This is a genomic window from Cecembia sp., assembly GCF_007126775.1.
Taxonomy (GTDB): Bacteria; Bacteroidota; Bacteroidia; order Cytophagales; family Cyclobacteriaceae; genus Cecembia.
The window spans coordinates 1-16,438 of the sequence record NZ_SLAP01000078.1; the positions used below are offsets into that span (position 1 = coordinate 1).

Consider the following 16,438-nt stretch of genomic DNA (forward strand, 5'->3'; position numbering starts at 1 on the left):
AAATAAAATCATGAAAAATTACAATGTTAAGCGAATTTTCGGAATGGCTTTTCTTTCTCTCTTACTGGTGTTTGGATTTTTCACGGTAGGTTTTTCTCAAGAATCAGCTACACCAAGCCAGTTTAAGCCAACTACTTGTACTTTAGACGGCAGTACAAAATGTAAAAAACCTGGAAAAGGTTGTACAGCTGTAAAAGGTTGTCCAGGATTAGCGGATTGGTTGAAGGCAGGTGCTGATGCGGCCAAAATAGTAGGTGCGATTAAAAAATGATAATAGTGGATTAAATTCAACTAAAAGGGCTGTCTCTTAAATCATTTTCTAAATATTGTTTTATTTTTAATTTGGCTTTTTTGAGACAGCCTTTTTTGGATATTGATAGGTATATGATTAGGTTTATTTTAATTCTATTGATTTTCATTGTTGGGTGTAAGCCTAGGATTCAGGATTTAGACATATGTATTCGGGAAAAAGAGGCCCAACTAACAGACTTTCATTTAAGGACGGACAGCTTGGGTGTAGTGGGCGCTTTCAGCTTTACTGCATTCGAAAAGGATCAAATTGAATTCCTTGCAGCTTGGAACGAGGCGTTAAATGCTATCGATATTTATAATCTTGATGAAGGTAGCATAATTGATCGGATTATTATTGATGAAGAAGGACCAAAAGGAATACCAAATGTGGATGCACTTTTTTATCAAGAAGATATTATTTATCTCATTGATGCTGCTTCCAAGAGAATACTCAAGGTGGGATTTGATCACCGTATTGAATTGTTAAATCTTCGAAATATTGATTTTAACGATTCCAGAAATCCTGATATGGTCTTTTTTAGTGTATCTCCGGAATTTGGATCAGTGCCCCTAATCCATGACCATTTAGTCTATTTTCCTGTTGGTACACAAACTAACTTTGAGAGCGTTGATTACTATAAAGAAAATGTGGTTGGCGTCTATGACCTTCAAGAAAGTCAGGGTATCTTATCTTTTGGAAATTGGGACAAAGGTTATGTTCAAAAAAATGGGTATTTTGGATCTTTAGGAGAAGTATCTCTAAGCAGATTCGAAGATGGAATAGCTATATCATTTCCAATAAGCCCTGTTGTAAGCCTCTATGATTGGCATGGTGAAAAGGTCAAAGATATATGGATGGCCAGTCAGACCTTTCCCAAGCAAATGGAAGGATTGCCAAGATATAATGATGATCTCCAAAGAGAGCGTAATTTTCTTATTACCAGTCCTTGGTTTTTGAAGACATTCTATCATGCTAAAAAAAAATCGTTAATCCGATTTGAAAAAAAAGAACAGCGTTTAAAAAAACCAGATCAAACCTTAAATAGTACCCTTTTTGGAGAATGGTATTTACATGTCTCCAATGATGATTCCTTTTTTGTTTGCATTGATCAGTATGAAATTAGTGGAAATGACCATTTTCTTCCTATTTCTTTTCCTTTTAAGGATGGGATTTTAATTAAAAAATTGAATGATGAAAATGAAAGTATACTTGAATTCTCCTATCTTGAAATTCAGTAATTATCACGTATTTATAGGGCTTATGTTGTTTTCAACAGGGTGCAAACAATCCGAAATTTATAAATATAGTGAAGGCATTTTTCTCTATCTGGATTATTTGGGGGTGGATATTAAAAAAGGTCAAACAATATTACTCATTCCTTATGGGGACTGTTCTTTATGTATTGAGCCTGCTATTGACTATTTGAAGTTTAATGATCCATTAGTTGATTTGGTAATCATAACTGGTGAATATTCTGCGGATTACCAAAGAATACAAGATATAATATATGATCCAGGTGGGAAATTTAAACTATATGAGACGGGGATATTTGGTCCTGTAATCTTTAAAATTGAGACCGGGAAGGTCAAAGGTTTAATAAATTTACAAGCTAGTACTCAAATGGAATTTGAAAGATTAATCGATGGATATACACAATTATGAAGTTTCATGTATTCATTTTATTTTTCACTTTTCTCATTTGCTTTGAGCTAGCTGCCCAAGAAGGTTATTATTATTATGGTTGTGAGAATTGTGCAATGACTTCCTTGGTGCCTTTTGGGGACAAGAAAGTAGTGACTTATTTAGAAAATTCCAATGCCAATAAATCAAAAATATTTTTACTCAATAAGAGTAACCTAGGCCTAGATACATTGACAGGCTGGCTCCAGGGATATACCAAAATCATCAAGACTGGAAATAATTCATTTACATCAATAGGTGATGCTACTGTAAACTACTTTTTTCAAGATGATAAAATTGGAATTGAGAGGGCAATAGGCGTAAGGCACTTCCCAAAAATCACCATAAATGGATTGACTATTGGAATGCCAATGGTTTTTTGGAACAGTTATGTTGTAATTCCATTTAGGTCATTTGAGTATGCAAAAAATAAAAAGCAACAGGGGCTTAAAGGTATTCGCAGCCAATTTTATGTATTGCCTACCAATTCTTTGATAAACAATCCAGATGCAACGGCTTCTTTTAAAAATTATTATGGAGGACTGGTTCCTCAGGAAACAAACTATATTATTGACGGAAAAACAGATCATGTGAATAGGGGTTTTATTCCTTTGACTGAGCAAGTTGTTATTGAAACATCAGAATATTATGATCCTGCATATGCTATCAATGGATCAAAGCTTCTCATTTTAGATAGGAATGAACAAGTACTTTATGAGGTTATTGAGAAGGAAGGAGAGGTCAAAACCAGAAGAATTTTGTTGAATATAGATAGGGGGAAATTCCGAATGGCAGATGTTTATATAGACTTGGAAGTGTCTAAAGATTACCTCTTGATACATAATAAAACCGAGAATAATAATGAACTTTGGGAGTTGGACACCTCTCGTAATTCTTTCAAGGCAATTGGAAAAACACCTTTTCATCCATACCTCATAGATGTTGGGTATTTTTACGTCAAGCTTCTTAATGATAAAAGGGTAGATATTCTAAGGCTTCCTTTATTTTGAAAATTACATCCAAATAACAAATTATGATCTATTTGGTATTGAAATACGAGGGTATATGACTGTATTAAATACACTTCTATCCTATAGCAAGAATTTGTCTGTTTCGATTGTCGACCTAAAGTGATAAATAGTAATAATTCTCTATTTTTGTCCCAATCAACCTTTACCAATGGATATCATTTTAAAGTATTTTCCTGACCTTACAGAAACGCAAATAGAAAAATTTTCTAGGCTCCAGCCCCTTTACGAGGAATGGAATGAGAAGATCAATGTGATCAGCAGGAAGGACATGGAGTATTTTTATGAAAGACATGTCCTGCATTCCTTGGGGATAGCCAAGGTGATGGCTTTCCAGTCTGGTACGAAGGTCTTGGACATTGGTACCGGTGGAGGTTTTCCCGGGATTCCTTTGGCCATTTTATTTCCTGAAACGCATTTTCATCTGGTGGATTCTATCGGTAAGAAAATCACAGTAGTGAAGGAGATAGCCAAGGCTCTGAAATTGTCCAATGTAGAGGCCCAGCAGACGAGGGCAGAAGCCTTGGTCAGGAGGTATGATTTTATTATCAGCCGGGCCGTTACCCGTTTTGCTAATTTTTATCCTTGGGTAAAAGGAAAATTCAGGAAAGAGGATTTCAATGAATTCCCCAATGGCATCTTTTTATTGAAAGGAGGAGACGTGGATGAGGAAATGGAAGAAAGACAGGTCAGTTATGTGACCTACCTTTTGGAAGATTATTTCAAGGAGGAATTTTTTGAGACCAAGAAAGTGGTTTTTGTGCCCTGGGAGGGGAAAAGATGATGCTTAGAGGCGAGAAGCGAGAGGTTAGACTTTGAGACAAGAGACAAGAAATAAGAGATAAGTAAAAAGGTAAAAGGCAAAAGGGAAAAGGGAATGTCAAAAAAAGTGGATTGTCGGAAGTTGGATTAGAGTGTCAGGCCTGGATTTTAGAATTTGAGATTTTTTTAAATAGCACATTTCCCGTGAAACCAACTTTTCAGTTTGACGTAATTAGCCATTAAGAGCCACTTAGATTTTAGCCTCATTTTTTATAGGGAGCCTGAACAAATAAGGGGTGATGCATTGATTCCTAAACAACAAACAGCACTACTATGGGAAAAGTAAAAGAAGTAATCGAAAATTTAGGCCTTCAGTACGTAGAAGAAGGCGCTCAGGACATCGTAACTTATGATGATGTGAATGCAGCTCAGCAAGCTTGGTGCGATGCGCTTGTCAAAATCGGACAGATTTACAGTGAAGGTGGAGACTACCGAGTATTTGCAGAGCAAGTGTTGACAGAGGCATACAATTACGACCATGGAAAGGTTTTCTTCAAACCGACATTAGCCTTTGGGGAACGGACATTTAGAAATACCAAAAAAGGGGCATTGTCCTACTTTGTTGGTGGTGATGCCGATTATCCCGAGGATGCCGGTTTTGCATTGAAACCTTGGGTAAGTGCACGTTATGAGAATACAGGAGGAAACCGTCAGGGAATCCAGATTTATGGTTCAGTGGCCATTACCATGGGTAATGTATATGTTACCGACAAAGAGGGAAATGAAGTTAAGGTGGATAAGACCTGGGTCTTTAGGAAGGGAGCAGATGGTAAGCTTAGAATTATCGTCCATAAATCAGCCTTGCCTTTTTCTCCAGGATAAATCCTTATGGTCAATTGATGGGTTGAAGTTTTCCTCTGAACACTGTAAAATTCTCATCTTCCTGGTCTGTACTAGTCGGCTTCATCCACCAGATTTCATTATCAATGACCCGGTAGCTATCGTAAAACATGGTAGGGAGGTTGACTGAAATTATTTCTCCATCAACTAGGGCGACTGTACGTTCTTTGGCTTTCTCTAAGATGGAATTTTTTAAATCTTCATCAGCCTCCCCTTTTCGTACTTTTTCCCAGCTACCTAGTTCAGCAATAGAAGGCCCTGGCTTGTAATGGATCAAAAGCACTTCTCCGATTTTTTCCAGACTTTCAATGGAAGAGGGAAAAGGGATGTCCAACTGATTGCCACTGAGTATACCGTACCGGACCTGTGCATAGTCCATGCCCTCATTTTCATAAAATCCTTCCAAATCCAATTTTTGAGCAGATTCCAAAACCGGTTCATCCTCTTTCCATGAATAGGTATAGAGTATGGGTTCATTTTGAAAAATCAGGTATAGTTTTTCTTCTTGCGCATCGTAAAAAAAGCGTGGACGGAAATCTTCAAAGGGGTAGGCCTTGCCGGATAGAAACTTGCTGCCTTCGGGAAAGGGGATCATTTGCTTTGTTTCCCGGTTTTCAAGATTTGTGAGCAGTAAGTTTCTTCGCTTTTGGAAAAGCTCAGTCCCCATCTCTTGCACCTCATCCATCAGGTCCAGATGATGGAGCACATAGGTCGTCCCCTTTTTCTGGATTACTTGGTTTTTCCTGAAAATATCCACGCCCGCATGGATGCTAGTTTGGGGTTGAAAAACACGGTCTTGAAAAAGCAATTCCCCCCCAGTAGAAAAGACCCTAAGTCCAAAAAGTTTATCTGCAACCACCACATTTCCCTCAGGGGTTAAGGATAGGTTGTCTGCAATCATGCTGAATGCCCCTGGCACATCGCCCTCTTTGGCCCATTCATGGATGGGGTTTCCATCCCTGTCAAACACATAGATTTTGGAAGTTGCAGCATCTCTGAAGAAAAGATGATCCTCATTGGCATTTTGAAAGAGGAATAAAGAGGCCAAGATATTATTTATTTTAATGCTGTCAATGGCTACGATTTCAAATCCGGTATCAGTTGAAGTCTTGGATTTCTCCAGCTTGCTGTTACAGGCATTTAGAATAAACCCTAAAAGCAGCGGCAGAAAGTAATGGTATAGTTTCATTTGATAAACTTTGATTTCAAATGGGGATTTATTGTTTTTATTCGCTAAACCAGCAAAATCAACATTTAAAGAAGATTCTTCTGAACCACAACCTGTCCCGAAAATCGGAAAAAGAAACAAAAGTGCATATAAGCATTCCATTCCCTTAACTTATTTGTCTCCAAAACAACTCGTGTATGTCTTGGTACTTAGTACATTGTACTTCGTTCATTTTTGTCTTAAGTCTTGAGTCTAGCTTCTTTCGTCTAATCAAACCATTCCCCCAACTCCCAAAAGCAGGTAAATTCCTGCTGCAATAGCGGCACCAAGAATAGGTCCCAAAACCGGTACCCAGCTATAGCCCCAATCACTACTTCCTTTCCCTTTGATCGGTAAAATTTGGTGCATGAGTCTGGGACCGAAATCTCTGGCGGGATTGATGGCATATCCGGTAGTACCCCCCATGCTGAGACCGATTACCCAGACCAAAAAAGCAACTGGTAAGGCACCCAAAGAACCTAAACCGATAGGTGTACCATTTTCGTCCTGTATGAAGGGTTCGGTAGAATATAAAATGACAATGATCAATACAGATGTACCCACTATCTCTGAAACCAGGTTGGAGGGTAAATTACGAATGGCAGGTGCCGTACCGAATGGGGCAAATTTCAAATCTTTGTCTTCCGTGGCATTAAAGTGATCTTTGTATACCAACCACGCGATTCCTGAACCAAACATAGCACCTAAAATTTGAGCCAGTACATACCTGGGGACATCTATCCAAGGAAAATCTCCTGTGATGGCCAAAGCGATGCTAACGGCCGGATTTAGGTGCGCACCACTGTAAGGGCCAGCTACTACAACTCCAATAAATACTCCCAATGCCCAAGCTGTGGTAACGACAATCCAGCCGCTGTTATTCCCTTTGGTTCCGTTAAGTACCACATTCGCCACCACTCCCGAACCCATGGCCAAGAGGAGTGAAGTGCCTACAAACTCTGCTACAAATGCATCCATTATTCTACCCAGTTTTTAGAACGTTCTATTGCCTTATGCCAAAAATGTAAAAATTTTTCCGCTTTTGCGGCATCCATCTGGGGATCAAACCGCCTGTCAGTTTCCCACAAGGCTTTTAACTCTTCCTCACCTTTCCAGAATCCCACGGCCAAACCTGCCAGGAAGGCAGCCCCCAAAGCTGTTGTTTCAATGATTTTTGGCCTTTGGATAGCACAGTTTAAGATGTCTGATTGGAATTGCATCAGAAAATTATTGGCCGTAGCGCCACCATCCACCCGCATTTCTTTCGTAGTTTCTCCACTGTCTTTTTCCATAGCTTTGATCACATCATAGACCTGGTAGGCAATAGCTTCCAGAGCAGCCCGGGTCATATGGGCTATGGTCGTCCCCCTTGTGATTCCGAAAAATGCTCCCCTGGCGTTTTGATCCCAATGGGGTGCTCCCAGTCCTGCTAGTGCGGGGACAAAATAAACACCGTCATTGTCTTCCAAACTGATGGCCAATTCTTCACTCTCTTTGGCATGACCAAAGAATTCAATCCCATCCCGAAGCCATTGAATTGCCGCTCCCCCGATAAATACTGATCCTTCTAAAGCATAATTGACCTTCCCATTTACTTCCCAAGCAATGGTAGTCAATAGCTTATTGTTGGATTTGACAGGCTTTTCCCCTGTATTCATCACCAAAAAGCAACCTGTACCATATGTGGTCTTGGCCATTCCGGGTTGTGTGCAAAGCTGACCAAATAAGGCTGCCTGTTGGTCTCCTGCTATTCCTGCAATGGGGATTTTGTGCGAAAGGATATCTCCGGATGTTTCTCCATAAATTTCTGAGGAAGATTTCACTTCAGGTAAAATGCTTGTAGGTATGTCAAAAAGTTCCAATAAGTCTTTGTCCCATTGCTTTTCATGGATATTATAAACCATAGTCCTGCTTGCGTTGGTAATGTCAGTGATGTGATTGCGTCCACCGGTAAGTTTCCAGAGCAACCAGGTATCCACTGTGCCAAAAGCCAATTCTCCTTTTTGCGCTTTTTCTCTAGCCCCTTTTACATGATCCAAGATCCATTTGATTTTAGTGGCAGAGAAATAGGCATCCAGGATCAGGCCTGTTTTTTCAGCTATCACTTCTGCCTTCCCATGGCTTTTGAGTTCGTCACAGTAAGCAGCAGTTCTCCTGTCCTGCCAAACGATGGCGTTGTAAATGGCTTTTCCTGTTTTCCGATCCCAAATGATCGTAGTTTCCCTTTGATTGGTAATGCCAATGGCAGCAATATCCACCGCCTTGATTCCCTGACTGGTCAGTGCTTCAATCATTACTGCAGACTGGCTGGACCAAATTTCTTGGGGATCATGTTCCACCCAACCTGATTTCGGAAAATGCTGTTTGAAGTCTTTTTGTTCTACAGAGACTATCTGACCTTTTTTGTCAAATACAATGGCTCTGGAGCTTGTGGTACCTTGGTCTAAGGATAGGATGTATTGGGACATGAGGGTTGGTGGTTATATGGGTTAATTCAGTGAATAGTTAATTGAGATATTGGTTTACAATTGAAATATTGTAGAAATTTGGTGGAAATACAATTGAAATTTTGATCAGATGCATATTTCTAAGTATTTCGACGAAGACATATTTCAATCTATTTCAATATATATTTATTTGCCAATTTTTCGAAATCTTCAAGTTCTTGAGCCATCCATTTTTCATCTTTCCCCATTTCTTCAGCCATCAGTTGAGCGACTTTTGGGGCCATGTCCATTGCTGCCCTGGCATCCAACATCAATATCCGCATCCTCCTGCTCAAAATATCTTCCACTTTCATGGCCATTTCGTGTCGGGTACTCCAGATGACTTCTGCTTGCGTATAAGGGTAATCCGGATGCAATGGCTTACCCAATTCAGGGTTGTCTCTCATCAACTTTTGGATAAAAGATGCATCAGCGCCGTAGCCTTTCCAATGTCCTTTTTCAGGGTTATCCGTGAATCCATGGTAACGGATTTGAGCAGATGTGGAAGCTGGAAGGCTTTGGTTGGTTATCTTGGAAAACTCCTCCACTGTATCTTCCCCCATTTTCCGAAATGTGGTCCATTTACCTCCTGTGATGGACACCAATTTACTTTGGGATACAATCACCTTATGGGATCGGGAGATTTCTTTGGTTTTGGCGCTTCCTTCTTTGGGAGCAGCCAATGGACGCAGCCCGGCAAATACTGATTTTACATCCTGTCGGGTGGGGGCTTTGGTAAGATAGGCCTCTGCGGTTTCCAAAATAAAATCTACTTCCTTGCTCAGGGCTTCAGGTTCCAGTTTGGCTTTCTCCCTCAGTGTATCTGTGGTACCTACCACGAGTTTATCCAACCAAGGTACAGCAAATAAGACCCTTCCATCTGATGTTTTGGGAATCATCAGGGCATCTTTTCCTCCGAGGAAAGATTGGTCTAAGACCAAGTGAATACCCTGTGAGGGTTGAATGCTTTTAGGCACTCCTGGCTGATCCATCTGAAGGATCTTATCAGCAAAAACACCTGTGGCGTTGACCACCATTTTGGCATCAATTTCATGTTTTTCTTTACTCAGTTCATCTCGTACTTTGAGGCCATTGATTTGCCCTTTCTTGTCTTTCAAAAGGTCGGTTACCCGCATGTAATTCAACATGCAAGCCCCCATTTCATCACAGGTCATGGCTACACTGAGTGCCAGCCGGGCATCATCAAACTGTCCATCGTGATAAACCACTCCGCCACTTAATCCTTCCTGCTTGATTTGAGGTAACCGCTGTATAGTTTCTTTTTTAGATATAAATCTTGATTTTCCCAGTCTTAACCGACCTGCCATCCAATCATATATTTTGAGTCCAATGCTGTATTGCAGCCGGTCAAAAAGTGTATAGATAGGAATAATAAAAGGCTGGTTATAGGTCAGGTGCGGTGCATTTTGCAATAACCTCCCTCTTTCTTTTAAGGCCTCAAATACCAGTGAAATGTCTCCTTGAGCCAAATACCTCACACCTCCATGAACGAGTTTCGTGCTTCTGCTGGAAGTACCTTTGGCAAAATCTGCTTTTTCTACCAACACCACGGAAAGCCCCCTGGACAGGGCATCCAAGGCCACTCCTAATCCGGAAGCACCGCCGCCGATTACGGCAATATCCCACACTTTCCCTTTTTTCCTGACTTGCCTTAGGTTCTCTATTCTATCCATTTTGAATCGATTTCTTCAAAAATAAGAAAAAAGGAAACAAAAAGAAATTAAAGGAAAGTAAAATGCTAGTTTTTTTGCTTTAAAACTTTCATTTCGTGATTATTCCTTTTAAATTTATCAAAAAAAGAAACCCTTATGACCATTGCGGAAAGACATAAATATATTTTGGATGCTTTGTCGAAGGCTGGTTTCGTCACTGTAGCGGACCTGAGCCATGACTTGGATGTTACCATGGTAACTATCCGAAAAGATCTGAAAATACTGGAAGACAAAGGTCTGCTTTATCGTTCACATGGATCAGCTACACCCGTTTCCCCTTATGTGAATGACCGATCTGTCAGTGAAAAAAAGTTGGTAAGGGTAGAAGAGAAGACCAAAATAGCTTTGTTTGCTAAAGACTTGGTGGATGAAGATGATGCTATTATTATTGGTTCCGGGACCACGGTGGTTGCTTTTGCACAGGCTATTCCCAAAAACAGGAAACTAACGGTTTTGACAGCAGCTATGAATGTTACTTTGGCTTTGATCGATGCACAAGAAGTAGAAATTGTGCAATTGGGAGGAGTGGTCAGAAAAAGCAGCAGTTCGGTGGTAGGACATTATGCTGAGGAAATGTTAAAGCAATTTGCCTGTTCCAAACTGTTTTTAAGTGCAGACGGTATCAGTTTAGATTATGGATTGACTACTTCCCATATGATGGAGGCACATTTAAACGCGCTGATGATGAAGGGGGTGCAAAAGACAATTGTCCTAGCAGATTCCAGTAAATTTGGCAAGAAAGGTTTTGGTAAAATCTGTGATTTGGAGGATATAGATATGGTCATTACCGATACGGGCATCCCCGATCTTTACCGGGAAAAATTGGAGGAGATGGGGATTGAAGTGCGGGTGGTTTAGGAGTTTTGAACTTTTTTAATCGTTTAGGGAGCGTTATTTTTAGGTTTGTGTTTTTTTGAGTCAAGATAGTAAAGGATTTTTTATAAGGTTTTAGCTTGTTTCAAGCATGTTTTTAATAGAAAATTCGGCAAAAAGTGTATTTCCGATGGGCGAAATCGATTTCGTAAATTAATCTTATAAGTCATTAAACAAGCCTTGTATTTGTACTAATTTTAAAGGGAGTTAAGGATTAAACAAGGATTTCATTCATTGAATTAAAGCATTTTGATGATGAATTTCTGATCCAAAACTAAATTTTGAAAATTTTTCCTGATGAAAAGAACCAATCTTCAATCTACTATAAAACCCATTTAACATGAAAAACAAACTTTACAAAAGACTGGGTCTTGTTATTCTCTTCCTAGCTTTGTCTGTATATGTCTATGGACAAGGAAGGGTTGTACAAGGAACTATCACAGATGATCAAGGAGAGCCAATTCCTGGCACAACTGTGGCTGTGAAAGGTACAACAATTGGCACCGTTGCCGATATTGATGGTAAATATAGTCTTAATGTTCCTGATAGGGGAACTTTGGTTTATTCCTTTATAGGGTTTGAAAGCCAAGAGATTATTTTAGGAAATCAGTCAACCATTAATGTTCAACTCACTCCACAAATATCGGATTTAGGAGAAGTGGTGGTAGTAGGCTATGGTGTTCAGAGGAAATCAGATCTTACAGGATCAGTATCATCAGTTGGGTCTCGGGAAATTAAGCAGGTGGCAATTGCCTCATTGGATCAGGCCCTACAGGGACGTGCATCTGGGGTTCAGGTAACCCAGGCCTCTGCGGCACCTGGAGGTGGGGTTTCTATTAGGGTTAGAGGGGGAAATTCAATAAATGCCTCAAATGAACCCTTATATGTCATTGATGGAATTCCCATATTTCCCAATAATGCAACATTTTCCCCGGGGAATACAGGAGGTGGGCAGCCCCAAAATGCCCTTGCTAATCTAAATCCAGGTGACATAGAATCCATGGAAATTCTTAAGGATGCCTCGGCAACCGCTATTTATGGTTCAAGAGGTGCTAATGGTGTGGTTATAATTACAACCAAGAGAGGTAAAGCTGGAGCCACTAATGTCGACTTTGAGAGCTATTACGGGGTGCAGCAAGTTGCTAGAAAACTCCCATTACTCAATGCTGAGGAATTTGCCATCATAGCCAATGAAGCACGTGAAGGTAGGGGGTTATCACCCATTTTTTCACAGCAAGAAATAGCTAATTTTAGAAATAATAGTACCGATTGGCAGGATGAAGTTTTCCGTGATGCTCCTATTCAGAATCATCAGGTAACCATTTCTGGAGGGGACAGCAAAACCCGTTATGCTATTTCTGGAAACTATTTTAATCAACAGGGCGTGATTCTGAACTCTGGGTTTGAAAGGGGTTCCCTTAGAGTTAATGTAGATAAGACCTTGAACAATAAATTAACTGTTGGAAATTCATTTTCAATATCAAGAGCTGTCAATAACCAACAGGTTACCGATCAGACAAGAGGGGGTGTTGTAAATGGGGCATTGGTTTTCTCGCCCACCTTACCTGTATTTGATTCAGAAGGAAATTTCACTTTTGATAACAGTTCAATCCCAGGGTCTCAACAAGTAGGTAACCCTGTGCAGGATGCATTAGAGACTTTGAATAAAACAGTTACCAATAGGTTTTTGGGCAATGTGTTTCTTGAATGGAAAATGATCGATAATTTGGTTTTCCGTGCTTCTGGAGGAATGGATTATCAGGCTGGAAGAAGGGATTTTTATGCACCAAGCACCAACAATAGGGGTAGAAATGCCTTCGGTTCGGCATTGGTTCAGGCAAACAATGTTTTTAGTCCAGTCGGGACACTTACCTTAAATTATGATAAAAAATTTGAACAAAGCCATTTAACGCTTTTAGGTGGATATGAAAGTCAATCACAAATGGTAGATTTCATTGGTGCTTCAGCCACCAATTTTCCGACTGATGCTTTGGGATCTGATAACTTAGGTCTTGGCCAAATTGTGGGAACGCCTTTCTCTGGTAGGAATTTGTGGAGATTGGACTCTTGGTTTGGAAGGGTAAACTACACCCTTTTTGATAAGTTTCTCTTTACAGGGACTTTTAGAGCTGATGGTTCCTCAAGATTTGGGGCCGGCAATAAGTGGGGGTATTTTCCTTCTGCTGCAATTGGTTATAACATGAGCAATGAGCCTTTTGTGAATAATATCAATTGGTTAAGTACGCTAAAACTTACGAGTAGCTGGGGCTTAACCGGTAACCAAGAAATTGGCTTATACCAATCTTTGTCTCAATTAAACACACAAAGAAATGCCTTCGGGAGTGTTATAGCTATTGGTTTGGCACCAGGTCGAATTCCTAATCCTGATTTGAGATGGGAAAAAACAAATCAGGTGAATATAGGATTAGAAATTGGTTTGATAGAAGATAGGATATTTTTTGAAGCAGCCGCATATTACAAAAGGACACAGGATTTATTATTGCCTCTTGACTTACCAAGAACTACAGGCTTTTCCACTATCCTTCAAAATATTGGAAGTGTAGAGAATAAAGGTCTGGAAATGGCTGTTAACAGCACCAACTTGACAGGCGCCTTCAAATGGTCTACCAATGCCAATATTACTTTTAACAGAAATAAGGTTTTGGAATTAGGTCCGGGAGAAACTTTCCGTCTAGCACCAGGTACAGGTGATGGTCACTTGCAAATTGGAAATTCAAGTATTTTACAGGTAGGATCACCCGTCGGTAGTTTCTTTGGTCTCGTGACTGATGGGATTTATCAATTAGGAGATGAGATTACTCCTGGTAGCAGTTCATTTGGTTCAGTAGGACCTGGAGATATTCGCTATGTTGATGTGAATGGTGATGGAGTAATTGATAACAATGATAGAACTATCATTGGTGATCCTCAGCCAAAGTTTTTTTACGGGATGAATAATGATTTCAGTTACAAAAACTTTGACCTTTCGATCTTCATAGTTGGATCGTATGGAAATGATGTCTGGAACGTCAATAGCCATGAACTATATAGAAATGATGGTGCCACTAATAACATAAGGGGTGTTATGAATAGATGGACTCCAGATAATCCAAACAACGAGTGGCCTAGCTCTAGGACCAGACCTTTTGTGCTTTCTGATAGGCATATTGAAGATGCCTCCTTCTTAAGAATAAGGACAATTACCCTTGGTTATAATTTACAGACATCAGGAATTAATTGGTTGAGGTCCTGCAGGGTTTATTTGCAAGGACAAAATCTATTTACATTCACCAGTTACACAGGCTTCGATCCAGAAGTGAATTCATTGGGTCAAAACCCAATAGGAATTGGTATTGATAGGGGTACTTTCCCAATGGCCAAGTCATTTATATTGGGAGTGAATTTTGGTTTGTAAAATCCAGTCTTTTCAATTCAATAATTAATTAAATAGAGATCAAGATGAAAATCAGAAACATATATTTAACAGGAATAGTATTGCTAGGCATGCTATTCAATTCTTGCGAAGATCCTCTGCAGGAACAGGTATTCAGTTTTATCGCTCCTGAAAATTTCTATAGAACTGCCACTGATGCAGAAGCAGCATTGGTCGGGGTTTATGCGGGTTTCAGGTTAATCCATATGTATGATAGACAATATATGATTGGAGATATGGGATCTGACGATACCTTTACCGGTGAATTCAGAGGAAATCAGGATAGAATACAAATTGATGAATTTACAGTAGATCCTAATAATGGAATAGTAAGAGACAGATTCGAAAATGCATATATCACCATCAACCGGGCCAATGCTGTAATCAGTAGGGTTCCTGCTATTGATATGAATGCCGAACAAAGGTCAAATATTGTTAATCAAGCACGCTTTTTAAGGGCATTTCTTTATTTCGATTTGGTTCAACTATACGGTGCTGTTCCATTAAAAATAGAAGAAACTTTAAATGTAAGTGATATTTCCAGTCCACGTGTACCAGTTGATAGGATTTATGATGAGATAATCATACCTGATTTACAAGCTGCAGAGTCTTTACCTGCTACCCAAAGGTTGTCTGGCCAAGCAACAAATACATCTGCTAAGGCCATGTTAGCAAGGGTTTATATGACCAGAGCTGGGAATGATCCGAATTCACCTTTTTGGGCAATGGCAAGAGATAAAGCGCTTGAGGTGATCAATTCAAACCAACATCAGCTACTCAGTTCTTACCGAGATGTTTTTCTTGTTGAGAATGAAAATAGCGTGGAGCATATTTTTTCCATTCAGTTTAATGCCATGCAGGGAGTAGGAAGTTCATTTCAGGTATTTATGCAACCTCGTGGTATCAATTCAATAACAGTAAATGGAAATGGAGTTAATGAACCTACTCCAGATATTGTGGAGGCTTTTGATCCTGGTGATCTTCGATATAACACAGCTTTTCTTCTCGAACTTCCATTGGCAAATGGAGGGACTAATTTCTATGATCCAAAAGGGAGCTGTGAAGGTTTTCCATCACCTTGTATCCCCCAGCCGTACATAGGTAAGTTTCAGGAATTTTCTCTGCCAGTTGGTAATCTTAACTATCCTATCATTAGATATTCAGATGTCTTGTTGATGTACGCAGAGGCGGCAAATGAAGCAGAAGGAAATCCTTCTTCCAATGCTTATATGGCTATCAATCAGGTAAGAAATCGAGCTGGATTACCTGATTTAACTCCAGGACTTGGCCAAGCTGAGTTTAGAGAGGCTGTTAGAAAGGAAAGAAGGGTCGAGCTTGCTTTCGAAGGAATTAGGAGATATGATTTGGTAAGATGGGGGACCTTATTGGATGTCACCAGAGTTCATTTCCAAAGATTTTATCCTAACCTAGCGGGTAATGTAAGAGATCATCATATGATATTCCCTATTCCTCAAAGAGAAATTGACCTGAACCCCGGGATTAGTATTGCAGACCAAAATCCGGGTTATTAATTAAAAAAAGGGAGGTTGTCTATAAGGCGGCCTCCTTTTTTAAAAGTTTTTGATAATTGAAAATTCTTTAGTCATAGGGCTCATTCAGCATTTTAAGATACATTTATATGTTTAGGGAGCCCTTTTTGTATATCCTGCCAGTCAATGTTTATACCAAGTTTCACAGGCAAGAACGATGAAAAACTCCAAAAAAGAGGTGACTGTATTCTAGAAACTATGAAAAAAATGAAAAGCCAAATCTAATTTTTATATTCAAACCCACTATTCATCTTAAAGGCCTTATCCCAAAAATCAACAAATACCCGATCATCCAAAATTCCCCCATCTGTTGCCGGAATCAGGGGTATATCCACAAAAATTGAGAATATGCTTTAATAATTGATGTTGTTTTGCCAGAATGGGAACAATCCTCCTCAGGCAATTCCAGAACAACAAGGATTGAAACAGCTCAAATGCTTTGGGTCGCGAAACATTAGGCTATCCTCCTCAGGCAATTCCAGAACAACAAGGAT

The 16,438-nt window shown here is 39.7% G+C and carries 13 protein-coding genes; 9 read left to right on the plus strand and 4 right to left on the minus strand.

The genetic code is table 11. From position 1 onward, the window contains the following. The 6 genes from QZT73_RS05020 to QZT73_RS05045 all read left to right on the plus strand — a co-directional run. Positions 1-271: hypothetical protein (locus QZT73_RS05020; RefSeq protein ID WP_291786932.1), on the plus strand; the 271-nt coding region annotated here is incomplete at its 5' end. A gap of 80 nt (positions 272-351) precedes the next feature. Further along, the gene (locus QZT73_RS05025; protein ID WP_291786933.1) at positions 352-1,530 is read left to right on the plus strand and encodes a DUF4221 family protein; all 1,179 of its coding nucleotides are present in this window, start codon (positions 352-354) and stop codon (positions 1,528-1,530) included. Then, positions 1,517-1,954 (plus strand): hypothetical protein, encoded by a 438-nt coding sequence (locus QZT73_RS05030; protein ID WP_291786935.1) that lies wholly within the window; start codon positions 1,517-1,519, stop codon positions 1,952-1,954. Before QZT73_RS05025 ends, QZT73_RS05030 begins: the two co-directional genes overlap by 14 nt. Continuing rightward, on the plus strand, positions 1,951-2,982 hold the full coding sequence (locus QZT73_RS05035) for a hypothetical protein (RefSeq protein ID WP_291786937.1): 1,032 nt from the start codon (positions 1,951-1,953) through the stop codon (positions 2,980-2,982). Before QZT73_RS05030 ends, QZT73_RS05035 begins: the two co-directional genes overlap by 4 nt. Before the next feature lie 169 nt (positions 2,983-3,151). Continuing rightward, positions 3,152-3,784 (plus strand): 16S rRNA (guanine(527)-N(7))-methyltransferase RsmG, encoded by a 633-nt coding sequence (gene rsmG, locus QZT73_RS05040; RefSeq protein WP_291782593.1) that lies wholly within the window; start codon positions 3,152-3,154, stop codon positions 3,782-3,784. 311 nt (positions 3,785-4,095) lie between these two features. Next, a complete protein-coding gene (locus tag QZT73_RS05045) occupies positions 4,096-4,644 on the plus strand; it encodes a hypothetical protein (protein ID WP_291782597.1) in 549 nt (182 codons plus the stop codon). A 10-nt stretch (positions 4,645-4,654) separates the two neighbouring features. On the opposite strand, the gene QZT73_RS05050 is transcribed toward QZT73_RS05045, so the two are convergent. The 4 genes from QZT73_RS05050 to QZT73_RS05065 all read right to left on the minus strand — a co-directional run bounded on the left by QZT73_RS05050 (position 4,655) and on the right by QZT73_RS05065 (position 10,049). Then, complete coding sequence (locus QZT73_RS05050; RefSeq protein WP_291786940.1) at positions 4,655-5,992, minus strand: hypothetical protein; 1,338 nt, start codon at positions 5,990-5,992, stop codon at positions 4,655-4,657. 108 nt (positions 5,993-6,100) lie between these two features. Next, positions 6,101-6,847: an MIP/aquaporin family protein gene (locus QZT73_RS05055; RefSeq protein ID WP_291786942.1), complete on the minus strand. Its 747-nt coding sequence runs from the start codon at positions 6,845-6,847 to the stop codon at positions 6,101-6,103. Further along, positions 6,847-8,337, minus strand: coding sequence for a glycerol kinase GlpK (gene glpK / locus QZT73_RS05060; protein ID WP_291782605.1), 1,491 nt, complete (start codon positions 8,335-8,337; stop codon positions 6,847-6,849). The genes QZT73_RS05055 and glpK overlap by 1 nt, the downstream gene beginning before the upstream one ends. Before the next feature lie 149 nt (positions 8,338-8,486). Continuing rightward, positions 8,487-10,049 (minus strand): glycerol-3-phosphate dehydrogenase/oxidase, encoded by a 1,563-nt coding sequence (locus QZT73_RS05065; protein WP_291786945.1) that lies wholly within the window; start codon positions 10,047-10,049, stop codon positions 8,487-8,489. A gap of 135 nt (positions 10,050-10,184) precedes the next feature. Between QZT73_RS05065 and QZT73_RS05070 the strand changes: the two genes are divergently transcribed. From QZT73_RS05070 to QZT73_RS05080, 3 genes are all read left to right on the plus strand, one after another. Beyond that, positions 10,185-10,946, plus strand: coding sequence for a DeoR/GlpR family DNA-binding transcription regulator (locus QZT73_RS05070; protein WP_291786948.1), 762 nt, complete (start codon positions 10,185-10,187; stop codon positions 10,944-10,946). A 355-nt stretch (positions 10,947-11,301) separates the two neighbouring features. Further along, positions 11,302-14,376: a TonB-dependent receptor gene (locus QZT73_RS05075; RefSeq protein WP_291786951.1), complete on the plus strand. Its 3,075-nt coding sequence runs from the start codon at positions 11,302-11,304 to the stop codon at positions 14,374-14,376. 44 nt (positions 14,377-14,420) lie between these two features. Continuing rightward, complete coding sequence (locus tag QZT73_RS05080) at positions 14,421-15,926, plus strand: RagB/SusD family nutrient uptake outer membrane protein (protein ID WP_291782616.1); 1,506 nt, start codon at positions 14,421-14,423, stop codon at positions 15,924-15,926. Positions 15,927-16,438 lie beyond the last annotated feature (512 nt).